22 protein-coding genes and 1 pseudogene are annotated in these 22,100 nt (G+C 65.3%); 4 read left to right on the top strand and 19 right to left on the bottom strand.

What is annotated here, in order from left to right; genetic code table 11:
* Positions 1-3: 3 nt before the first annotated feature.
* A complete protein-coding gene (locus ACZI8Q_RS06115) occupies positions 4-429 on the bottom strand; it encodes an RNA polymerase subunit sigma-70 (RefSeq protein ID WP_463372615.1) in 426 nt (141 codons plus the stop codon).
* 16 nt (positions 430-445) lie between these two features.
* The gene (gene sigE / locus ACZI8Q_RS06110; protein ID WP_463372614.1) at positions 446-1,099 is read right to left on the bottom strand and encodes an RNA polymerase sigma factor SigE; all 654 of its coding nucleotides are present in this window, start codon (positions 1,097-1,099) and stop codon (positions 446-448) included.
* 263 nt (positions 1,100-1,362) lie between these two features.
* Between sigE and ACZI8Q_RS06105 the strand changes: the two genes are divergently transcribed.
* A complete protein-coding gene (locus ACZI8Q_RS06105; RefSeq protein WP_463372613.1) occupies positions 1,363-2,001 on the top strand; it encodes an O-methyltransferase in 639 nt (212 codons plus the stop codon).
* A 10-nt stretch (positions 2,002-2,011) separates the two neighbouring features.
* On the opposite strand, the gene glgC is transcribed toward ACZI8Q_RS06105, so the two are convergent.
* A complete protein-coding gene (gene glgC / locus ACZI8Q_RS06100; RefSeq protein WP_463372612.1) occupies positions 2,012-3,226 on the bottom strand; it encodes a glucose-1-phosphate adenylyltransferase in 1,215 nt (404 codons plus the stop codon).
* 166 nt (positions 3,227-3,392) lie between these two features.
* Here glgC and glgA point away from each other — a divergent pair, with 166 nt between their 5' ends.
* The gene (gene glgA, locus ACZI8Q_RS06095) at positions 3,393-4,559 is read left to right on the top strand and encodes a glycogen synthase (protein ID WP_463372611.1); all 1,167 of its coding nucleotides are present in this window, start codon (positions 3,393-3,395) and stop codon (positions 4,557-4,559) included.
* A 19-nt stretch (positions 4,560-4,578) separates the two neighbouring features.
* Here the strand turns inward: glgA and ACZI8Q_RS06090 are convergent, their stop codons facing one another.
* The 10 genes from ACZI8Q_RS06090 to ACZI8Q_RS06045 all read right to left on the bottom strand — a co-directional run bounded on the left by ACZI8Q_RS06090 (position 4,579) and on the right by ACZI8Q_RS06045 (position 13,499).
* Positions 4,579-5,412 (bottom strand): putative RNA methyltransferase, encoded by an 834-nt coding sequence (locus ACZI8Q_RS06090; protein WP_463372610.1) that lies wholly within the window; start codon positions 5,410-5,412, stop codon positions 4,579-4,581.
* 97 nt (positions 5,413-5,509) lie between these two features.
* Positions 5,510-5,677: a DUF3117 domain-containing protein gene (locus tag ACZI8Q_RS06085; RefSeq protein ID WP_463372609.1), complete on the bottom strand. Its 168-nt coding sequence runs from the start codon at positions 5,675-5,677 to the stop codon at positions 5,510-5,512.
* Positions 5,678-5,915: 238 nt separating this feature from the next.
* Positions 5,916-6,221, bottom strand: a complete 306-nt coding sequence (locus ACZI8Q_RS06080) for a DivIVA domain-containing protein (protein ID WP_463372608.1) — start codon at positions 6,219-6,221, stop codon at positions 5,916-5,918.
* A 62-nt stretch (positions 6,222-6,283) separates the two neighbouring features.
* Entirely contained in the window at positions 6,284-7,210 is a 927-nt protein-coding gene (locus tag ACZI8Q_RS06075) for a glucosyl-3-phosphoglycerate synthase (RefSeq protein ID WP_463372607.1), read from the bottom strand.
* Positions 7,207-8,091, bottom strand: coding sequence for a dihydropteroate synthase (gene folP, locus ACZI8Q_RS06070; protein WP_463372606.1), 885 nt, complete (start codon positions 8,089-8,091; stop codon positions 7,207-7,209). Before folP ends, ACZI8Q_RS06075 begins: the two co-directional genes overlap by 4 nt.
* Positions 8,092-8,140: 49 nt before the next feature.
* Positions 8,141-9,913: a long-chain-acyl-CoA synthetase gene (locus tag ACZI8Q_RS06065; protein WP_463372605.1), complete on the bottom strand. Its 1,773-nt coding sequence runs from the start codon at positions 9,911-9,913 to the stop codon at positions 8,141-8,143.
* 107 nt (positions 9,914-10,020) lie between these two features.
* Positions 10,021-10,563: an LOG family protein gene (locus ACZI8Q_RS06060; RefSeq protein ID WP_463372604.1), complete on the bottom strand. Its 543-nt coding sequence runs from the start codon at positions 10,561-10,563 to the stop codon at positions 10,021-10,023.
* Positions 10,563-11,369: an LOG family protein gene (locus tag ACZI8Q_RS06055; protein ID WP_463372603.1), complete on the bottom strand. Its 807-nt coding sequence runs from the start codon at positions 11,367-11,369 to the stop codon at positions 10,563-10,565. The genes ACZI8Q_RS06060 and ACZI8Q_RS06055 overlap by 1 nt, the downstream gene beginning before the upstream one ends.
* Positions 11,370-11,378: 9 nt before the next feature.
* Positions 11,379-12,449 carry a succinyl-diaminopimelate desuccinylase gene (dapE, locus tag ACZI8Q_RS06050; protein ID WP_463372602.1) on the bottom strand — a complete coding sequence of 357 codons (1,071 nt, stop codon included), beginning with the start codon at positions 12,447-12,449 and terminating at the stop codon, positions 11,379-11,381.
* A gap of 93 nt (positions 12,450-12,542) precedes the next feature.
* On the bottom strand, positions 12,543-13,499 hold the full coding sequence (locus ACZI8Q_RS06045; protein ID WP_463372601.1) for an SMP-30/gluconolactonase/LRE family protein: 957 nt from the start codon (positions 13,497-13,499) through the stop codon (positions 12,543-12,545).
* A 100-nt stretch (positions 13,500-13,599) separates the two neighbouring features.
* Here ACZI8Q_RS06045 and dapD point away from each other — a divergent pair, with 100 nt between their 5' ends.
* Positions 13,600-14,550: a 2,3,4,5-tetrahydropyridine-2,6-dicarboxylate N-succinyltransferase gene (gene dapD, locus ACZI8Q_RS06040; protein WP_463372600.1), complete on the top strand. Its 951-nt coding sequence runs from the start codon at positions 13,600-13,602 to the stop codon at positions 14,548-14,550.
* 87 nt (positions 14,551-14,637) lie between these two features.
* Positions 14,638-15,963, top strand: a complete 1,326-nt coding sequence (locus tag ACZI8Q_RS06035) for an amino acid permease (protein ID WP_463372842.1) — start codon at positions 14,638-14,640, stop codon at positions 15,961-15,963.
* Here ACZI8Q_RS06035 and ACZI8Q_RS06030 read toward each other — a convergent pair.
* The 6 genes and pseudogenes from ACZI8Q_RS06030 to pruA all read right to left on the bottom strand — a co-directional run bounded on the left by ACZI8Q_RS06030 (position 15,942) and on the right by pruA (position 22,072).
* Positions 15,942-16,813: pseudogene (locus ACZI8Q_RS06030) on the bottom strand (DUF6596 domain-containing protein). The gene ACZI8Q_RS06035 and the pseudogene ACZI8Q_RS06030 overlap by 22 nt on opposite strands.
* A gap of 7 nt (positions 16,814-16,820) precedes the next feature.
* On the bottom strand, positions 16,821-17,228 hold the full coding sequence (locus ACZI8Q_RS06025; protein WP_463372599.1) for a YciI family protein: 408 nt from the start codon (positions 17,226-17,228) through the stop codon (positions 16,821-16,823).
* A 107-nt stretch (positions 17,229-17,335) separates the two neighbouring features.
* Positions 17,336-18,736 carry an acyl-CoA synthetase gene (locus ACZI8Q_RS06020; RefSeq protein WP_463372598.1) on the bottom strand — a complete coding sequence of 467 codons (1,401 nt, stop codon included), beginning with the start codon at positions 18,734-18,736 and terminating at the stop codon, positions 17,336-17,338.
* A gap of 12 nt (positions 18,737-18,748) precedes the next feature.
* On the bottom strand, positions 18,749-19,423 hold the full coding sequence (locus ACZI8Q_RS06015) for a rhomboid family intramembrane serine protease (protein WP_463372597.1): 675 nt from the start codon (positions 19,421-19,423) through the stop codon (positions 18,749-18,751).
* 64 nt (positions 19,424-19,487) lie between these two features.
* Entirely contained in the window at positions 19,488-20,429 is a 942-nt protein-coding gene (locus ACZI8Q_RS06010; protein WP_463372596.1) for a proline dehydrogenase family protein, read from the bottom strand.
* A gap of 5 nt (positions 20,430-20,434) precedes the next feature.
* The gene (pruA, locus tag ACZI8Q_RS06005) at positions 20,435-22,072 is read right to left on the bottom strand and encodes an L-glutamate gamma-semialdehyde dehydrogenase (RefSeq protein WP_463372595.1); all 1,638 of its coding nucleotides are present in this window, start codon (positions 22,070-22,072) and stop codon (positions 20,435-20,437) included.
* Positions 22,073-22,100 lie beyond the last annotated feature (28 nt).

Here is a 22,100-nt window from a genome sequence, read left to right as displayed (position 1 = left end):
ATCTCACCGCCGCCAACGGCGGGACCAGCGACGACCGGTGTCGTGGGACTGCCCCGCCATCGTCGGATTCAACGGAGCGCGGTTCTGGAATTCCGCACCGCCGTTCTGGAATTCCGCACCGCCGTTCTGGAATTCCGCACCGCGGTTCAGGGAATGCGCACCGAAAGGACCGGATGGTGGGCAGGTGGGGATCCGGCTCAGGGTGCCGAGAAGAGACAATGGCATGGTCACCTCACCGCTGCCACGCAGAGCCCGTCGTGCCTGCTGCTGAGAGTCGACTTCGTGCGCGCAGTCGGGGCATATCGACAGATGATGCGCAGCTCTCAGGTGAGCCGACATACGCAATTCACCGTCTACGTACGCGGCGATCGCCTCGCTCGCCAGATGTTCGGTGGAACCGAACTGGCGGCGCTCCGGCACCTGCGACATTCGACCCTCCTGGTAACTACCCGACACCGACCTGATCGGCCTTGTCCTTCCCGTTCACAGCAAGATGCTCGCGCAGTGCCTGCCGACCACGGTGGATCCGGCTGCGCACCGTCCCGAGCTTCACTCCCAGTGTGGCACCAATTTCCTCATAGGACAGCCCTTCGATGTCACAAAGGACAACGGCGGCACGAAACTCAGGAGCCAACGCATCGAGTGCAGCTTGCAGATCTGCGTCGAGACGAGCGTCCTGATAGATCTCCTCGGGATTGGGGCCCTCGGACGGTACTCGATCGTAGTCGTCCGGCAACGCTTCCATCCGGATGCGGTTGCGCCGGCGCACCATATCGAGGAACAAATTGGTGGTGATGCGGTGCAACCAGCCTTCGAACGTTCCGGGCTGGTAATCGGACAGTGAGCGAAACACCCGGATGAACGTGTCCTGGGTGAGGTCCTCGGCATCTTGCGCATCTCCCGAGAGCCGGTACGCCAGCCGATAGACACGATCACCGTGTTCGCGAACGAGTTCGTCCCAAGAAGGCATGGCAGCCTTCTCGCCTGTGGCGTCGAACACAGCCGTTCCGGTCAGCTGTTCTTCCGGACCGGACTCGCCCGCGTCGAAGCTCGCGATCTGGTTCTTCGATTCTGGGGTGCTGCGCTGGTTGTCGATCATGTGAATAGGTGGATCCTCCTCTTCAGGACCGCAGATCACTGGTTGCGTGGTAGCTGGCACAACGGCCTGCTGAGCCCATTTGTTCCCGATCTCTCCGGAGCAAGTGGTCACGATATGATCTCCCCGCCATGCGGCCTCGGATCTGGCGATGAGCATTACTCTGCTCCATCACAGTGTGTGCGCCGTGTGAACAACCTGAGGGGTTGCTGAGAGTTTGACGCGAGCGCGCCTTGCGGCAGCAATGCGGCGACACCGTTAACCTCATGGGCGTGCAGACAAACGCCGAACGGATTCTTGCCCACACAGAACGGGCCGTCCGCGAAGACGAGGCTCTCGAGCTCGCTCGGGAACGCGCCGACGACCTGGGCGCCACGCCCGTATCTCCCGCCGTCGGCGCTGCTCTGGCGATGTTCGCACGAATGCTCGACGCCAAGACGGTCGTCGAGATCGGTACCGGTGCAGGCGTCAGCAGCCTGTGGTTGCTTCGCGGTATGCGCGACGACGGCGTACTGACCACCATCGATTACGAGCCCGAACATCAACGGGCCGCCAAGCAGGCGTTCCGAGCGAACCAGATCGCACCGGCTCGCACCCGCCTGATCAACGGCAGCGCGCTGGACGTCCTACCTCGGCTCGCCGACGACGCCTACGACCTGGTGTTCGTCGACAGCGGACCCGTCGATCACCCTCATTTCGTGCGTGAGGGTGTTCGGTTGCTCCGCCCGGGCGGCACCATCGTCCTCCACAACGCCCTGTGCGACGGCCGTGTCGCCGACAGCACGCAACGCGACGCGGCAACGATCGCAGTCCGCGAAGCTGCCAAGACGCTGTCCGAAGACGACAAGCTGATCCGGGTGCTTCTTCCGCTCGGCGACGGCTTGCTGTGCGCATCCAAGCTGTGAGCATGCTGGTCTAGATCCAGACACCCTTGCCGATTGCGACGACGCCGCCCGTGCTGATCGCGAACCGCTCCCGGTCACGCTCGAGGTCCACCCCGATGATCTCCCCGTCACCGACGACGACGTTCTTGTCCAGAATCGCGCGGCGTACCACCGCCCCCTTTCCGATACGAACACCCGGCATGAGGACACTGCCCTCGACGGTGGCCCCGTCCTCGATCATCACGTTGGAACTGAGGACGGAGTTACGAACGGTGGCGGCAGACAGGACGCTGCCGGCGCCGACGACGGATTCCTGAGCCAACCCGCCCTTGACGAACTTGGCGGGTGCAAGGTTCTCCGCAGCACCACGAATGGGCCAGCGCCGGTTGTAGAGATTGAAGATCGGCTGCACGGACACCAGGTCCATGTGCGCGTCGTAGAACGCGTCGAGAGTTCCGACGTCCCGCCAATACCCGCGGTCGCGTGCGGTTGCTCCGGGAACCACGTTGTCGCTGAAGTCGTATACCGCCGCCATGCCTGCCTCGACGAGGGCCGGAATGATGTCGCCGCCCATGTCGTGGTCCGAATCCGAGTTCTCCGAATCCGCACGGATCGCATCCACCAGCACCTTGGTGGTGAACACGTAGTTGCCCATCGACGCAAACGTCATGTTGGGGTCGTCGGGTGTGCCCGGAGGGTGTGCGGGCTTTTCCAGGAACTGTGTGATGCGGCCGGACTCGTCACTGTCGATGCAACCGAAAGCGAAAGCCTCGCTCCGGGGTACTCGAATGCCGGCGACGGTGACACCCGCACCCGAATCGATGTGGTGTTGCACCATCTGCTCGGGGTCCATCCGGTACACGTGGTCTGCGCCGAACACCACGATGTACTCGGGGTCCTCGTCGTAGACCAGATTGAGGGATTGCAGAATCGCGTCCGCACTGCCGGTGTACCAGCGGGGTCCGAGTCGCTGCTGCGCCGGGACGGGGGTGATGTATTCGCCGGTGAACCCGGACAGACGCCAGGTCTGCGAGATGTGCCGGTCGAGCGAATGAGACTTGTACTGGGTGAGCACACACAACCGCAGATATCCGGCGTTGACCAGATTGCTCAGCACGAAATCGATCAGGCGGTAGGCACCCCCGAAGGGCACCGCAGGCTTCGCTCTATCCGCGGTCAGCGGATAGAGCCGTTTACCCTCGCCCCCGGCGAGCACTATCCCGAGCACATGCGGCTGGCTCCTCACACCTGTCAACCTATCCGTCACCCCCGCCCCTTGCCAGCGGGGACGCGCCGGAACCGATTCACCTCACCCCACTTCCGCGATTCCCTGCTCTTGGTTCCGCGATTCCCTGCTCTTGGTTCCGCGATTCACCGTGGCCGCTCCTGCTCGCGAGCGATACGTTTAGCGCGTGCGTGTGGCGATGATGACGAAGGAATACCCCCCGGAGATCTACGGGGGCGCGGGAGTCCACGTCACCGAATTGGCCGCACACCTGCGAACTCTCTGCGAGGTGGACGTGCACTGCATGGGCGCACCCCGGCCCGACGCCTACGTCCACCAACCTGATCCCGCACTGGCAGAAGCGAATGCGGCCATCGGAATGCTGTCGGCGGAACTGCGAATGGCGCACGCGGCAGGCGCGGCCGACGTCGTGCACTCACATACCTGGTACACAGGACTCGCCGGACATCTCGCCTCCGCGCTGCACGACGTTCCGCACGTCCTCACCGCTCATTCCCTCGAGCCCCGACGCCCCTGGAAAGCAGAACAACTCGGTGCCGGCTACCGCATTTCGTCGTGGTCAGAACGCAACGCAGTCGAGCATGCCGACGCGGTCATCGCGGTGAGCGCCAGGATGCGCTCGGACGTCCTCGACGCCTACCCGGGCGTCGACCCCGCCCGCGTTCACGTGGTACGCAACGGCATCGATACGGACATCTGGCATCCGGGCGGGTCCGGGACCGGTTCGATCCTCGACACCATCGGCGTCGACCGCACGAAACCCGTCGCCACGTTCGTCGGCCGGATCACCCGACAGAAAGGGCTGGCGCACCTCGTCGCGGCCGCACACCACTTCGACGCCGACATTCAGCTGGTGCTCTGCGCGGGCGCACCCGACACACCGGACATTGCCACCGAAACCGAGGAGGCGGTCTCCCAGCTCGCCTCCGCGCGCGGCAACGTGTTCTGGATCCGGGAGATGCTGCCCCCCGGACAGGTGTGCGAGATCCTGTCCGCGTCCACGGCATTCGTGTGTCCGTCCGTGTACGAGCCCCTCGGTATCGTGAACCTCGAAGCCATGGCGTGCGAAACCGCCGTCGTCGCCTCGGACGTCGGCGGCATACCGGAGGTCGTCGAGGACGGCCGTACCGGGCGCCTGGTGCATTACGACTCGCACGAGGCGGGCGCGTTCGAAAGCGGCCTCGCAGCAGCCGTCAATGCCATCGCGTCCGACCCGGCAGCAGCGGCAGATATGGGCAGGGCCGGCCGGGCACGAGCGGTCGCCGAGTTCTCGTGGACGACGGTCGCCCGGCAGACGCTGGCCGTGTACACCGACGTCCTGGCCAGACGCTGACCCCTGCACAGGGCGGAGGTCAGGCCCGTTCGTACGACGACACGATCGCCGACGCAGTGACCGTCGAGCGCACAGGCATGTCGGCCACCTTGGCTGCCAACTCCCCCGGACCGACATGACGTGCAGACGGGCCCATGCCGACGAGTCGGGCGACATCCGTACGGGTCAGCTCCATCGAGAATTCGATCTCGGTTCGCGTGGCCGGTGCGAAGTGACCCGACGTCGACGCGTCGAGGCGCTCGACCTTGCGCTCGTCCACGTTCACCATTCCCAGCACATCGATCAGCTCGGCGAGATGACGATCGGTAGGAGTGAGCACGGTGAGATGCCCGCCCGGCTCCAGGACTCGCGCAGACTCGGCCGCATTGCGGGGGGCGAACACACACAGCACGTCGCTGATCACAGCGTCGCGAACCGGAAGTTGCGCCCAGGCGTCTGCCACCACGGCGCCGGTGCGCGGATGTGACTTCGCGATGCGCCGCGCGGCGTACTTCGAGACGTCCAGCCCCAGTCCGCGCGAGCCCGGACAGTGATCGAGCACTCCCGCGAGGTAGTACCCGGTACCGGCGCCCACTTCCAGTACACGAGGTTCTCCACCGCACTCACCCACAACTTCGGCCACTGTGTCGACGAACGGGTCGTAATGACCCGCTGACAGAAACTGTGCGCGGGCCGCGATCATGTCGGCGCTGTCGCCCTCGAACCTGGCTGCGGCCCCCGTCGTCAGGCTTACGTACCCCTGGCGTGCCACGTCGAACCGGTGACCGGCCGAACACACGATGGCGCCGCCGTCGAGTTCGACTCCGCAGCGACACTGCGGGCAGGCCATGAGGCCGGTTACGTCGGAGAGCACCGAGTCACCCCTTTCCCAGGCTCGAGGCGATCGAGTACCGGGCATGCGGCAGGCCCCGCCGACGATTGCGAACGGGGCCTGCTGTCAACCACAACAACTAGCCGGTGACGTCCCTGAGTTCCTCGCCCAGTGCGGCAGCTTCCTCGGGGGTCAGCTCGACGACGAGACGTCCGCCACCCTCGAGGGGAACCCGCATGATGATTCCTCGGCCCTCTTTGGTTGCTTCGAGGGGACCGTCCCCGGTCCGGGGCTTCATGGCCGCCATCCTCTGCTCCCTCCAGATCTGCGCTGCCTGCTGCGCGCCTCGACTTACTATCCCCCGACCGAAACCGAGGCTTGTGTCATACATTCTTCCCTATCGGCGGCCGGACCGGGAACCTGACTCGGAATAAGATTGAATGTTTGACTTTCCGGCCCGCCATGTGAGCGCAATTCACGCTGTGTCCAGCAACGACGGCCAGCTTCGCACCACCACGGTCCGCACGACGGCCATCACCGTGCATTCACTTCCGATCCTGCGCATCGACACCTTCGAGATGCGCGACTTTCTCACGCAGAGAATCTATTTCGGCACCGAGGCGATCGAGTGCCCAATCCACTTCGCTCGATTTGTAGCCACGCACCGTCTGCTGAAACCGCAACTGGCGCACGTCGTTCCCGGTCACCCCAGTCGCCGGCAGGGAAGTCATCGTGGTCCCCGGGGGGATCGGAGCCAACTCCTCGGACCGGCCGAAGACCGCGCTGGCTGCGAGGAACAACATCGCACCCACGAACACCATGACGAGGAGATACAACAGAGCCGTCAGCATCCCTCGATCCTGTCACGCCGACCGAAACGCGGTCAGAACGGTGCGCATCACGAGACCGGCATTCACCTGCGGATGGTGTTCATCGGGGGACGGTCGCACAGGTCGACATCGGTCGTCGACGGCACGAACGAGTCCCCGTCGACGAGGTACTGGGTCAGACCCGCACCGGAGTCCTCCATCCCGCACCGCCGCAATATGGTGCCGATGATCTGCCTGCTCATCACCCCGAGCTCCGACAACGGGCGATTGCGGTGCTTGCGCACTCCCAGATTGACCTGAGCGATTGCACCGAGCCCCAACCGGTCGTAGGTATCGAGCAGCAATCCGATCTCGACACCGTATCCGGGTGCGAACGGCACCGCGGACAGCAGCTCGCGAGTACCGGCGTATTCGCCGCCCAGGGGCTGCAGAACCCGGGTCAGCTCGGGACGCAGCGCCGCAAGGAGAGGCCGTGCGACCAACTCCGTCACCCGTCCACCACCGTTCGCGTCCTCGGCACCGCTCAATCGCAGTGGCCGCCTGTAATAGCCCTTCACCAGATGAACGCCGTCGCGCATCAACAGCGGTCCGAGAAGTTTCGGAACAAAGGCGGGATCGGGGTTGATCAGATCCGAGTCGACAAAGGCGATCAGGTCACCTGTGCTCGCGGCGATCGAACGCCACAGCACCTCCCCCTTGCCGGGGACCGGGTTCACCGTGGGCACCGCCTCCTCGCGGCTGATCACGGTGGCCCCCGCCCCTCGCGCCCGTTCCACCGTCAGGTCTTCGGAGCCCGAGTCGAGAACGATCAGCTCGTCGACGAGGCCACCCAGCAGGGGGCGAACGGTGTCGACCACCGCAGCCACCGTCTGCTCCTCGTTGAGCGCAGGCAACACCACCGAGACGGTGCGACCGGCCTTCGCCTGCTCCAGTTCGGCGAGGCTCCACACCGGCTGATCCCACGTGTTCGCGTCATCGGCGAACGTGTCGGCTGTCTGCGGCGCACTCATGCGAGCCCCCGGACAGTGTGGGCCGGTGCGCGCCGACCTGCTATCGCCGCCACCATATCGACCACTCGGCGCGTGGACGCCACCTCGTGGACACGGAACATCCGGGCACCTTCTGCCGCGGCCAGTGCTGTTGCTGCCAACGTTCCCTCCAACCGGTCGGCGAGATCCACCCCCAGAGTCTCCCCTATGAAGTCCTTGTTGCTCAGCGCCATCAGCACTGGCCACCCGGTGTTTACGAGTTCGTCCACTCGACGCAACAACTCGAGCCCGTGATACGTGTTCTTCCCGAAATCATGGGTGGGATCGATGAGGATCGAATCCCGGGGAACTCCGATACGAGCTGCGTTCTCGGCGGCAGACACGACATCGCGTCGCACCTCGTCGACCACATCGGTGTACCGCACCCGAAAGGGGCGCGTGCGGGGCACCGCACCTCCCGTATGCGAGCAGACGATGCCCGCGCCGGTCTCGGCCGCAACCTCGACAAGCGCAGGGTCCGCGCCTGCCCATGTGTCGTTGATCAGATCGGCACCCTCACTGCGCGCCAACCGAGCCACTTCACTACGCCAGGTATCGACGCTGACGATCAGGTCGGGAAAGCGCCCGCGAATGGCTTCGACGAACGGCACGACCCGCCGGACCTCCTCGGCCGTGTCCACCACATCGCCGGGGCCTGCCTTCACTCCCCCGATATCGACCGAATCCGCACCCTCGTCGACAGCTCTCTCGACGGCGGCCATCGCCGCGTCGTCGGAGAAGGTCGCTCCCCGGTCGTAGAACGAGTCCGGGGTGCGGTTCACGATCGCCATCACCAACGCCCGGTCCGCTGGGACCGGGCGTCCGCACAGCGTCGGTGACGGCGAATCGGGAAGCACACGCATGCTCCCAATATTGGCACGCCGGGCGGCAGCGCCTGCGGGCAGCGACCCTCTACCCGCGAGGAAGAGCGCCCGCCGCAACCTCGTCGGCGTAGCCGTCATACCACTCACGGAACCCGGCTTCGCGGCCGCACAGGACGTAGAGACGACTGTTGTCCTCGACGGCGAAGCCCTCCTTGCGCAGTTCCACCTTGCGACTCTTGAACGTCGACGTCTGCTCGAGCGAGTCCACGATCCGAACGAACAGCGGCACCGCGTAGCTGGGGATCCGCGAGTACAGGAACTCCGCGATCTCCTTACCGTCGAATCCCTCACCCTCGTGGAGAGTGACCGCGGCCATACCGGCACGCCCGTCGGCACCGGGAACTTCCACCCCGTAGACCACGGCCTGCTCGATGGCCGGCACCGCACCCAAGGCGCCCTCGACCTCGGTGGTGGCGACGTTCTCGCCCTTCCAGCGGAACGTGTCGCCGAGTCGGTCCACGAACGCCACGTGCCCCAGGCCCTGCCTACGGACGAGGTCTCCGGTGTCGAACCAGCAGTCACCGTCGGTGAAACCGTCGCGGATCAGTTTCTTGTCGGTGGCCGACTCGTCGGTGTAGCCGTCGAACGGAGCACGGTCGGTCACCTTCGACAGGAGCAGTCCGACCTCTCCGGTCGCAACCTTGCGCAACCGCCCGTCCGCGTGCCGTTTCGCGGCCCCGGTGTCCTCGTCGAACTCGACGACGGCGTGCGGCAGCGGGCACATCCCCGCCGTCTTCTCGAAGTTGAGGGCGTTGATGAACGCGATGTTGCACTCGCTGGCGCCGTAGAACTCTGCAACCCGGTCGATGCCGAACCGCTCGGTGAACTCGTTCCAGATCTCGGGACGCAGGCCGTTTCCGACCATCAGGCGCACTGTGTTGTTCGCGTCCGATGCCTTTTCCGGCTGATTGAGCAGGTAACGGCACAGCTCACCGATGTACGTGAAGCCGGTCGCCTCGTTGCGCGCGATGTCGGACCAGAACCCCGACGCCGAGAATTGCCGGCCCAGTGCGAAGGTGGCGCCGGATGACAGCACGGACGACAACGACACCGTCAACGCGTTGTTGTGGTAGAGCGGCAGGCAGCAGTACAGGGTGTCGTCACCATGCAAGCGCACACCCAAGCTCCCCAGGCCCGACATGCTCTTGAGCCAGCGGAAGTGACTCATCAGGCTTGCTTTCGGCAGGCCGGTGGTACCTGAGGTGAAGATGTAGAAGGCCTTCTCCTTGGCCTGAATCTGCGCACAAACGGCCGGATCGGTAGACGCTGCGTCCTGCGCCGCACGCTCGAGGTCGGCCAACGGCACGACCGACGTCGCCGGTTGCTCCGCGAGAGACTCCATCGCCTCACCGCACGGCTCCGCCACTACGAGGACCCGACTCTCGAGTAGGGCGATGCTGTGGGCGAGAACCTCGCCACGCTGGTTGTAGTTGAGCATGCCGGCCGCGGCGCCCAGTTTCACGGTCGCAAGCGCCAGCAGCAGCGTCTCCGGGGTGTTCTTGGCCAGGATGCCGACGACGTCCCCTCGGGTGACTCCGAGGTCTTCGAGCGCGTGTGCATACCGGTTGACCCGGACGTTCGCTTCCTCGTACGAGATCGACTCACCTTCGAAACGGATGAACGCCCGTTTCGGGTTAGCCTTCGCAGCGCGCTGGAACACCTGTCCGATCGACTCCTTCGCATCCGGCTTCCGGATCAGGCCCTTCACTCCGTTGGCCATGATCGGTAGTTCCGGAACGACGGTCGGAATCTTGCGAACGAAATCCAAGATTCCGATGGTCGACGGTGCTTCAGACGGCATAGGTTCCCCTAAGAACGCGAGTATGAGTCACGTCACCTTACTTCAAAGTAACATCAACGGCAGTCGGGGCCGTCCCAGTCGAGGTTCAACCGTTGCGCAGAGCCTCGTCACCGGACACACGCGGCAAGCGCTGCCGTGACATCCTGGGTCTGCACGAGCCGATCCAGAGCAGTCCGGCCGACGAAACCACCGCGTTCGAGGCCCTTCAGCCAGTCCATCAGACCGGTGTAATGCCCGAGCGGGTCGAGCAGCACCACGGGTTTGTCGTGCATTCCCAGATAGCCCGCCGTCCATGTCTCGAACAGCTCCTCGAGGGTGCCGATCCCCCCGGGCAACGTGATGAACGCGTCGGCCCGATCTTCCATGACCTGTTTGCGCTGACGCATCGTGTCCGTGACGACGAGTTCGTCCGCGTCGACGTCGGCGACCTCGCGGTGCACCAGAGCTTTGGGGATGACACCCACCGTCGTTCCGCCGGCCTCACGCGCAGCCTGGGCGATCGACCCCATCATCGAGACGTTGCCGCCGCCGGAGACCAACTGCCAGCCACGCGTGCCGATTTCGGTTCCGAGCGCCCGGGCCAGGTCGAGGTACTCCTGCGCCACCGGCCCCGACGCGCAGTACACGCATACCGAGAAACCGGACGGCATCACCAAATGTCCTCTGTTCCGGTCGGCGCGGACGTGTCGGCAGTCTGGGAATCGATGACGATCCGGACCGCTTCCTCGACGCTGTCCGTGACGCGGAGCAAGTCGACGTCGCCCGCCGAGATCTTCCCGCTGTGCTCGAGCGACATCCGAATCCAGTCGACGAGTCCACTCCAGTACTCGCTCCCGAACAGCACTATCGGGAACCGGGTGATCTTCCGAGTCTGGACCAGAGTCAACGCCTCGAACAACTCGTCCAGAGTGCCGAATCCACCGGGCAGACACACGAAAGCCTGCGAGTACTTCACGAACATCGTCTTGCGGGCGAAGAAGTACCGGAAGTTGATCCCCAGATCGACCCAGTCGTTGAGGCCCTGTTCGAACGGCAACTCGATACCGAGACCGATCGAATACCCACCCGATTCGCTGGCCCCACGATTCGCCGCCTCCATGACACCGGGGCCCCCGCCCGTGATGACAGCGAGTCCGGCCTCCGCGAAGGCCGCGCCCAACGCCCGTCCTGCCGCGTATTCAGGGTGGTCGACGGGGGTACGCGCAGACCCGAACACTGTGACGGCACGCGGCACTTCGGCCAGTGCACCGAACCCTTCGACGAACTCGCTCTGAATCCGCAGAACACGCCACGGGTCCGTGTGCACCCAGTCGGTGGGCCCGCGCTCGTCGAGCAAACGTTCGTCGGTGGTGGTGCCCTCGTCCTTGCGGTCCCGTCGCAGTTGGACCGGGCCACGAAACTTCACCGAGCCGGGGCTGGCGTTCTGCGCTGCGCCGACGCTGTCCTGGTGTGCCATGCGCACAGGTTATCGAGTCAGGTACCTGCGCAGCACTGCTGCCACCTCGGTAATCTGCGACACCGGGACCCGCTCGTCGCGTTTGTGGGCGAGGTTGGGGTCGCCGGGCCCGTAGTTCACGGCGGGTATGCCCAGTGCCGAGAAACGCGAGACGTCCGTCCAGCCGTACTTCGCCCGAAAATGTCCACCTGCCGCGGCGATCAGTGCCGCAGCCGAAGGATCGGACAGCCCGGGAAGCGCGCCCGGCGAGGAATCGGTGACCTCGAATCCGAGGTCGAGTCCGTCGAACACCTCACGCACATGGGCAACAGCCTCGTCGGCACTGCGATCGGGCGCGAACCGGAAATTCACATCCATCTCGGCGCGATCCGGGACCACGTTGCCGGCCACTCCCCCGGCGATCCGCACGGCCGAAAGCCCCTCGCGGTACTCGCATCCGTCGATGTCGACGGAGCGCGCTTCGTATGCCGCCAGTCGTTCCAGCACCGGGGCGAAGTGGTGGATTGCGTTGTCGCCGAGCCAGGATCGCGCGGAGTGCGCTCGCGTCCCGGACGTGGTCAGCGTGACGCGTAGCGTTCCCTGACAACCGGCCTCGATGAGTCCGCCTGTCGGCTCCCCCAGGATCGCCACGTCGGCCTGCAGCCATTCCGGGATCTCGCGCTCGATCCGGCCCAGACCGTTGTGAACGGCAGCGATCTCCTCGCAGTCGTAGAAGACCAGGGTCAGATCGTGCGCCGGATCGTCGATGGTCGCGGCAAGATGCAGGAATACCGCGTCTCCCGCCTTCATGTCGACAGTCCCGCACCCGTGCAGAATGTCGCCTTCACGCCGCGACGGCACGTTGTCCGCGATCGGCACGGTGTCCAGGTGCCCGGCCAGCATCACGCGGCTCGGCAGACCGCGATTCGTTCGGGCGAGCACCGCATTACCGTTGCGGATCACCTCGAACCCCGTGGTCTGTTCACGCAGGGCTTCTTCTACGGCTGCCGCAATCGCGGCTTCGTCGTGCGACACACTCGGAATGTCCACGAGCGCCGCAGTCAAGTCGATGGGATCGGCACGAAGATCGAGGCTGCTCACGCGAACAACACTAAACCTCGCGCATACGCCGCGACCACGTGGAAGCGAGGAGCCACCGGGCATCGCCCGGACCATGACCCGCATTACCGAGTATCAGCCGTCGAACCCGCCCGGGATCTCGTAGATCGCGCCGTCGAAGCCGACGCGGAAGAGCCGTCCCTCCGAGAAGCCGGAATCACCGTTCCCGTAGGCAAGCGAACTCGACAGCGGAAGTCCCGTCGACAGGGCGCAATACTGGTTCGGGCCATTCACACGCCAGATCTCACCGAGGGCATTTGCGGGGACCACCGGCCGGTTGCGGGAGTCGAGTACGAGCCCGTCGGGAGCACCGATCACATCCGTCCCGCCGAGGCCGACCCAATTCTCCGGCGCTTCGGGGTTTGCGATCGGAATACGAGAGATACCGGGGTTCGCGAACGTCCGCGAAACGAACAGATAACGGTTGTCCGAGGTCACCGCCGCACCGTTGGCACTGGGTACGGCTGCCCAGTCCGGATCGACCGAGCCATCAGCGGCGATTCTTCCGATTTGTGTGGCGAAATCGTTGGTCGCGTATGCGTAGCCGTCCGGTCCCACGTCGAGACCGTTCACAGCACTCAGTCCAGATACGAAAGGAGTGACCTCGCCGGTGTCCACGTCGACCTTCGCAATGGCACCGGGCCTGCTCACGTCACCGAACAACACGCGAGGGTCGGAGGAGCCGTATCCCACCAGCAGACTCCCGTCCTCGGCCCAGGCCAGTCCGCCCGCACCCGCACCGCCAGGTGTCGTCGCGACGAGAACGGCTGTGGTACCCGGCGCGTCCAGGCGGAAGATCCGCCCCGTCGCGGCGTCCGTCGTGTACAGCCGCCCGTCGTCATCGACCACGACATCCTCGAGCGCCGCACCAGGCACCGACCCCACGAGCACCGGGGCCTGACCGGCTCCCGGGCAGATCGGCGCTGCTGCCGCAGCCGGGGCGCCGACGAGGGCCACCGCCGCCCCCGCAATCAGAGTCGTAACCGACACCGTTGTTCGCACCAACGCTCCACACAATCCGGTCGAAGTCACCGGAGGATGCTATCGCCCACGGGCAGCGCACAGACCATTTCCACGCAACCTGTCACGCCACCCTCCGGACCGCACCGACCTACCAGTAATCTGTATTGCTGTGAGCACACAGGGAGCATCAGCAGTAGGCATCGCCAACGTGACCGCCGACGGAACCGTTCTCGACACCTGGTTCCCCGAACCGGCGCTCGGCGCATTCGACAAAACAGGCACCGTGAACCTCGACAGCGACGTTCCGTCCGAGTTGGCACTGCTTGCGGGTAACGACGAAGCACGCGAGGTGTCGCAGGTCGTCGTCCGCACGACCATCGCCGACCTGTCGAAGCCGCCCGTCGACGCGCACGACGCCTACCTGCGGCTCCACCTCCTCTCGCACCGACTGGTCGCGCCGCACGGACTGAGCGTCGAGGGCCTCTTCGGCGTCCTCGCCAATGTGGTGTGGACCAACTTCGGCCCCTGCGCCGTCGACGGATTCGAGAAGGTGCGCTCGCGCCTGCGGATCCGCGGCTCCGTCACCGTGTACGGCATAGACAAGTTCCCGCGCATGGTCGACTACGTCGTCCCCTCCGGGGTTCGGGTAGCCGACGCCGACCGCGTACGTCTCGGCGCGCACCTGGCCAGCGGCACCACCGTGATGCACGAGGGCTTCGTGAACTTCAACGCCGGCACCCTCGGCAACTCCATGGTGGAAGGTCGCATCTCGGCCGGAGTCGTCGTCGACGACGGCTCCGACGTCGGTGGTGGCGCCTCGATCATGGGCACCCTGTCCGGCGGCGGCAAGGAGACCATCAAGATCGGCAAGCGGTGCCTGCTCGGCGCCAATGCCGGCGTCGGAATCTCCCTCGGCGACGATTGCATCGTCGAAGCCGGCCTCTACGTCACCGCGGGAACGAAGGTGACCGGCCCTGATGGAACAGTCGGCAAAGCCAAGGAGCTGAGCGGACGCTCGAACCTACTCCTGCGCCGCAACTCGGTGTCCGGTGCCGTCGAGGTCGTTCCGACCAAGGGCACCGGCGTCGAACTGAACGCCGCACTGCACAAGAACGACTGACGGGTGAGCGACGGCCGGCAGGAAGACGCCGCACCCAACGGTGGCGAGGAGACGCTCGGGCGCGGATTGAAGGTCCGCCATCTGACGATGATGGGCCTCGGTTCCGCGATCGGTGCGGGGTTGTTCCTGGGCACCGGCGTCGGCATCGCCACGGCCGGTCCCGCCGTCCTCGTGTCGTACGTCATCGCGGGCGCCATCGTCGTCTGTGTGATGCGCATGCTCGGCGAAATGGGCGCCGCGGTCCCCGCAAGCGGCTCCTTCTCGCATTACGCTCGGATCGGAATCGGCCCCTGGGCCGGCTTCGTCATGGGATGGCTCTACTGGTTCATGCTGATCATGGTCCTCGGTGCCGAGATCACCGGCGCATCCCGCATCGTGGGCGAGTGGTTACCTGATGTCCCGCAGTGGGTCATCGCCCTCGTTTTCGTCGTGTTCTTCGCAGTGATCAACCTTGCGAAGGTGAGCAACTTCGGCGAGTTCGAGTTCTGGTTCGCCGCCATCAAGGTCGCGGTGATCGTGGCCTTCCTGGTCGTCGGCGTCCTCCTCGTGTTCGGTCTGCTTCCCGACACCGACCCAGTGGGAACCATCAACCTGCTCGGTCATGGCGGGTTTGTCCCCGAAGGCTTCGCCGGAGTGGCCGCCGGTCTGCTGGTGGTTGCCTTCGCGTTCGGTGGTATCGAGATCGTGACGATCGCGGCAGCCGAATCGGAAGACCCGGAGCGCTCCATCGCGACCGCTGTGCGCAGCGTGGTCTGGCGTATCACTCTGTTCTACATCGGCGCTGTCGCCATCATGGTCCTGGTCATCCCCTGGGATTCACCGGCGCTCACCGGTCCGGAGGGTCCGTTCGTGGCGGTCCTCGATCAGGCGAACATCCCGTACGCGTCCGGGTTCATGCAACTCGTCGTCGTGATAGCACTGCTGTCGGCGTTCAACGCCAACATCTACGGCACCTCGCGCATGGCGTTCTCGCTGGCGCGGCGCGGTGACGGACCGGCGCTCATGACGAAACTGTCCGCGAGCGGTGTCCCGGTCAATGCGGTGTGGTTGTCGGTGTTCTTCGGATTCGTCAGCGTGCTGCTGAACTGGTGGCTTCCGGAGACGCTGCTCGGCATCTTGCTCAACGCCGTCGGCGCATCTCTACTCGTGATCTGGATCTTCATCGTCGTCGCGCATCTACGGCTGCGTCCGAGACTCGAACGGGAGGATCGGCTCTCCCTCCGGATGTGGCTGTTCCCGTACCTCAGCTACGCGACGTTGGCGATGCTCGGCGGAGTCGTGGTCCTCATGCTCTTCGATACAGACGCTCGGGCGCAGTTGATATCGACGGCCGTGCTGTTCACGGTCATCACGGTGCTGTCGGCGGTGAACCGTCGCGTGCGTGCGCGACGTCAGCCCTCGTACGCGGAGTGAAGCCGCGCGGCCTGCCGCATCAGGTGTTCGCGCTCACGGAGATTGGTGGCCCGGTCAGCGGCCTCGGCGTACAGCGCTGCCGCCTTCTCCCGGTCGCCTGACCGTTCGTGCAGGTAGGCAGCGACGGCCCCGTACCGGGGCAACGCCGGGTCGAGTTCGCGGAGAGCGGCGAGCCCCGCCTGAGCGCCGTCGGCCCCGCCGACTGCCACTGCTCGGTTGAGCCGCACGACAGGATTGTCGGTCAGCCGCACCAGTTCGTCGTACCACTCCACGATCTGGACCCAATCCGTCTCCGCCGCGCTGGGAGCGTCAGCGTGCAGCGCCGCGATCGCGGCTTGTGCCTGATACTCACCCAAGCGCTCCCGCTGCAGCGCACCCTGCAGGACGGCCACGCCCTCCGCGATCGCCTTGGTGTCCCAGCGGGTGCGGTCCTGCTCGGCGAGCGGGACGAGCGACCCGTCGGAGTCGGTGCGGGCAGTCTGCCGGGAGTGGTGCAGCAGCATCAGTGCAAGCAGGCCGGCAGCCTCGGGGTGATCGGTCAGCCCAGCGAGCAGGCGGGTCAGGCGCATCGCCTCGGAGGCGAGGTCGACGTCACCCGAATACCCCTCGTTGAACACCAAATACAGCACCCGAAGCACCGTGACGACGTCCCCTGGCCGTCCGAGGCCCTCACCGGCGACGCTGTCACCAACCACCCCTTCGGGTCCCGAGGCGGATCTGCCGGCCAAGTTCGTAGCACCTCGATCAGCCCTTCCTGGACGGCGTCCTCGGCTGCCGCGAAGTCGGCTCCGCGTCCGACGAGGACCCCGATGACCTCCGGGACGATGCGCCGAAGCAGCGGTTCGTCCACGTGTTCGTCAGTCCTCGATGGTCTGCGGCTCGGTCATGAACGGGCGCAGCTCGAGCCACTCGTGGATCGGCTCGCCCCCTGCACCGGGCGCTGCGGACAGCTCCCCTGCCAACTCGACGGCACGCTCGTAGCTGTCGACGTCGATCGCCATCCATCCGGCGATCAGGTCCTTAGTATCCGCGAACGGGCCGTCGGTCACCGGCGGGCGACCCTCCCCGCCGTACTGGACGACCGTGCCCTCCGGGGCCAGGGCCTGCGCGTCGACGAACTCACCGGTCTCTTCGAGCCGCGCCGCGAAATCCCGCATGAATTGGATGTGTGCAGTGATCTCGTCCGGCGTCCACCGATCCATCGGTACGTCGTTGACCGCAGCCGGGGCGCCACGGTAGTGCTTGAGCAGCAAGTACTTCGCCATGATGTTCCTCCTCGTCGCGGTACGGCCCCATTGTGTCCGTACTCGAACCTGGGACGGAGTCGTCTGACGATTCTCGACATGACCGGCGAACGTTGTTTCGGCTGCGCTCACATGAGGCTCTTCTTCTGCACCTTTCCCATGGCGTTGCGTGGCAGTGAGTCGACGACTCGAATCTCACGCGGCCGTTTGTGGACGGACAGTTCCGCAGCGACGTGCGCGCTCAGGTCAACCTCTTCGATCTCGTCACCGACGACGAACGCCACCACCCGCTGACCGAGGTCGGCATCCGGCAAACCGACGACCGCAACCTCCCGAACGCTCGGATGCCCGAGCAACGAATCCTCCACCTCACCGGCACCGATCCGGAACCCGCCGGATTTGATGAGGTCCGTGGAGGCTCGGCCCACGATCCGATGGAAACCTGATTCGTCGATGACTGCCACGTCACCGGTCACGAACCAGCCGTCGTCCGTCCAGGACTGTGCGGTTGCCTCCGGCCTGTTCAAGTAGCCGTCGAACAGCATGGGTCCACGAACCTGAAGGCCGCCGATGCTCTCACCGTCGTGCGGAACCTCGCGCCCTTCCTCGTCGCGCAAGCGAGTCTGCACCCCACGCACCGGAAGACCGACCCAGCCCGGACGTCGTTCGCCATCGATCCGGGTGCTGAGGGTCAGCATCGTTTCGCTCATGCCGTATCGCTCTATCGGGGCGTTACCGGTCAGCTCGCGCAGCCTCTCGAACACCGAAACCGGAAGTGGGGCACTCCCCGACACCAAAAGACGAGCGTCCGACAGTGCTCGTGCGGAATCCTCGTCCGCGACCACACGCGACCACACGGTGGGAACCCCGAAGTAGAGCGAGCCGGACGCCGCGGCATACGCGTCCGGTGTGGGTCGAACGGTGTGAACCAGCCGACTGCCCGTCCGCAGCGGGCCGAGGACGCCCAGAATCAATCCGTGCACGTGAAACAGCGGCAGCCCGTGTACAACGGTGTCTCGTGCAGTCCAACCCCAGGCCTCGGCAAGCGCATCGATACCAGCGGCGATCGCACGGCGACTCAGGAGAACACCCTTCGGCGGACCCGTCGTCCCCGAGGTGTACAGAACGAATGCGGTGGACGATTCGTCCGGCTCGGGATGGCTGTGCCACGACCGCGCATGGAGCCGGACGGGCACCACGGGCAGGCCGCTCGTTTCGCCGTCCGTGTCGCCCAACCATGCCTGTGCACCCGAGTCACGCAGAATGTGCTCGCGCTCGGCCCGCCCGGAATCTGGCGGAACCGGAACGACCACCACGCCTGCGATCAGGCACCCCACCACAGCCAGAACCGTGGTCGCAGAAGGAGTGGCGAGTACCGCTACACGTTCGGCCCGCGACACTCGTTCGGCCACCGAGGTGGCGGCGCCGAGAACATCACTGCGAGACAACGTGGTGTCGCCGATACGAACAGCGTCGGCGACGTCGTCACCACGGGAAACGGCGAGAGGATTCAGAGAGGTCAGCAACACCCCGACAGCCTCTCACAGGGTCGCTTGACCAGACTCCCGTAGAGCAGGCGTGGGCGCTGTGCGGTGGGACGGCGGCACGATGATGGCCAGGGCTGCGCCGAGCATCGTGCCCGTCAGTACCGCAAGTCCGTGCGCGTCGTCGACCAGAACGAGGAGTACTCCGCACAGCACGACTCCGGCTGCCAGACACAGTTCCCGACGGCTCGTGTGAGCGGTGACCACGACACCCACCATCGACGCCGCCAACGCGAAAGTCGCCGCCGAATTGCCGGCACCCACCGAGGGAACGACGAACGCCGTCAGCAAACCGAATATAACCTGGCCGAGGACCAGCAGCACAACCGCGCGCCAGGCGCCCCAGAACTGAACCGCGATGGGAGCGATCATCGCAAGAACAACGAGATTGGCCACCGCGGCGAGCAGTCCCCCGTCCTGTACCAGCGCCGATGTGAGTATCCGCCACCATTGCCCGTCACGGATCTGGGTCGGGTCACGCTCGAAGAAGTCGAGCAGCGACGGCACCACGATCTGCAGGAGCGACGGCACCGCCACCACCGCCCACATCCATACGGCGGCATGAGGAATATGACCACTCGGCACCACACGGGCCCGGCCCGCCAGCAATGCGAGAGCGAGTACGGCAACGATGAGCACCACGCTCACCAGTCCTGTACTCGAAGTTTCCACGTGGCAACTCTACCGCCGGACCTTCACGCCCGATTTGCCCGTTCCGTTGGCGGGGTCGGCCGCCTCAGTCCTCGGTCATCACCGAACGGAGGAAGAAGCGCAGATTCGATGGCCGTTCCGCGAGCCTGCGCATGAAGTACGGGTACCACTCGGTGCCGTACGGCACGTAGACGCGCACCTGCCTTCCATCGTTCACAAGCCGCAGTTGCTCCGCGTCACGAATACCGAACAACATCTGGTGTTCGTAATCTCCGTGGCCACGCTGCCGCACCAGCGGGTCCACGGCTGCGATCATCGCAGGGTCGTGTGAGGCCACCATCGGATAGCCCGCGCCATCGAAGAGAATCTCGAGACACCGAAGGTAAGCGGAGTCGACATCACGTGAATCCTGATACGCCACCGACGCCGGCTCGCTGTAGGCGCCCTTGCACAAGCGAACCCGTGAACCGCTACCCGACAACTCGCGGCAGTCCTGTTCGGTGCGATGCAGATACGACTGCACCACGACACCGAGCCACGGGAAATCGGCGCGTAAGGCAGTCACGATCGCCATGCGCAAATCGGTGGTCGTGTGATCCTCGGCGTCCACCGTGACCCACACCCCGGCCGCCTGCGCTGCGGCGCACACCGTGCGCACGTTCTCCGCCGCGATCGTCTCGCCGTTCGTCAATCCACACCCGAGCGCCGACAATTTCAGCGACACCTCGACCTGATGGGTGTCGTGCGGAAGTTCGGCGATCAGCTCCAGATATTCCTGCACTGCGGCACACGCACCTCCCACATCGGTGGTGTCCTCGCCGAGGAAATCCACGGAGACGGCGCGACCCGAAGCCAGGAGCTTGGTCGCCGCCTCGACCACGTCGCGGCGGTCCGGACCCGCGACGAACCGGTCGACGAGCCCTTTCGTGACCGGAACCCCGGTGATCGCACGCTCGATGCGCGGCGATCGGGCAGCGGCGAGAATCGCAGGCCGCAACGGATTCGTCAGCAGTGGCGGCACACGCACGGCATTCACCGACCCATGTGCGGGTAACGATGATCTGTGGCCGGGACGAACGTCTCCTTGATCGTGCGGGCCGATACCCACCGCAGCAGATTGAGTTTGGATCCGGCTTTGTCGTTGGTTCCGGACGCGCGTGCACCACCGAACGGTTGCTGCCCGACGACCGCGCCCGTCGGCTTGTCGTTCACATAGAAGTTTCCGGCGGTGTACCGCAGTGCGCGGGTGGCCTGCTCCACCGCTCGACGGTCGTCGGCGATCACCGCACCGGTCAGCGCATACGGGGCAGCGGAATCGGCGGTATCAAGCACCTTCGTGAACGCGTCGGCTGCAGAATCGTCGTAGACGTGCACGGTGAGGATCGGGCCGAAGTACTCGGTGGTCATGGCCTCGTCGACCGGATTGTCCGCAACCAGCACCGTGGGCCGCACGAAGTACCCCACGCTGTCGTCGTACTTTCCTCCGACGGCGATCTCGATACCTGCGGTGGTGCGGGCACGCTCGATCGCTCGCACAGCCTTGTCGAACGCGCGACGGTCGATGAGGGCCCCGCCGAAGTTCTCGAAATCCGTGATGTCCCCGTACGCGATCGCGTCGACCTCCGACAGGAACGAGTCACGCATCCGCTGCCACAGAGACCGTGGCACGTAGGCGCGCGAGACGGCCGAGCACTTCTGCCCCTGGTATTCGTAGGCGCCGCGGATCAGGGCCGTCTTCAGGACGTCCTCGTCTGCAGAGGAATGAGCCACCACGAAATCCTTGCCGCCGGTCTCCCCCACCAGCCTCGGATAACCGTGGTACCGACCGATGTTCGCACCCACCTGGCTCCACAGCTTCTGGAACGTGGTGGTCGAACCGGTGAAGTGGATCCCCGCCAACCGCGGATCGTTCAGCAACACCTCCGATACCGGTTCACCATTCCCCGTCACCAGGTTGATGACCCCGGGCGGCAGACCGGCCGCCTCCAGCACCTTCAACGTCCAGTAGGCGGCAACAGTCTGTGTCGGCGACGGCTTCCACACCACTGTGTTCCCCATCAGCGCCGGTGCGGTCGGCAAGTTGCCGGCGATGGCGCTGAAGTTGAACGGCGTGATCGCGTAGACGAATCCCTCCAGTGGCCGGTACTCGAGCCGGTTCCACACGCCGGGCGAGGAGATCGGTTGGTCGCCCAGAATCTGCCGGGCGAAGTGGACGTTGAAGCGCCAGAAGTCGACCAACTCGCACGGTGCGTCGATCTCCGCTTGCTGAACCGACTTCGACTGTCCGAGCATCGTGGCCGCGGCAACGGTTTCGCGCCACGGACCCGACATGAGGTCTGCGGCCCGCAAGATCACCGCGGCACGGTCGTCGAACGACAGGTCTCGCCATGCAGGCGCAGCTTCGGTCGCAGCTTCGACCGCCGCCGAAGCATCGTCGCGAGTCGCATTGTGAAAGGTGCCGAGAGCGGCGGAATGCCGGTGCGGTTGGACGACGTCCGTCGACTCGCCGGAACCCTGCCGATGCTTTCCGCCGATCACGTGCGGAATGTCGATCGGGTTCGCCGCGAGGTCGGTGAGAGCCGACTGCATTCGGGCGCGCTCGGAGCTGCCTGGCGCATACGTATGAACCGGCTCGTTGGCGGGCGCCGGAACCTGAGTGATCGCGTCCATCGACCTACCTCCTACACAGCCCGTATCT

It is taken from the genome of Rhodococcus quanlei (assembly GCF_055231015.1).
The sequence above is the reverse complement of the archived record's forward strand: the minus strand, read 5'-3'. Positions and strand labels throughout refer to the sequence as shown.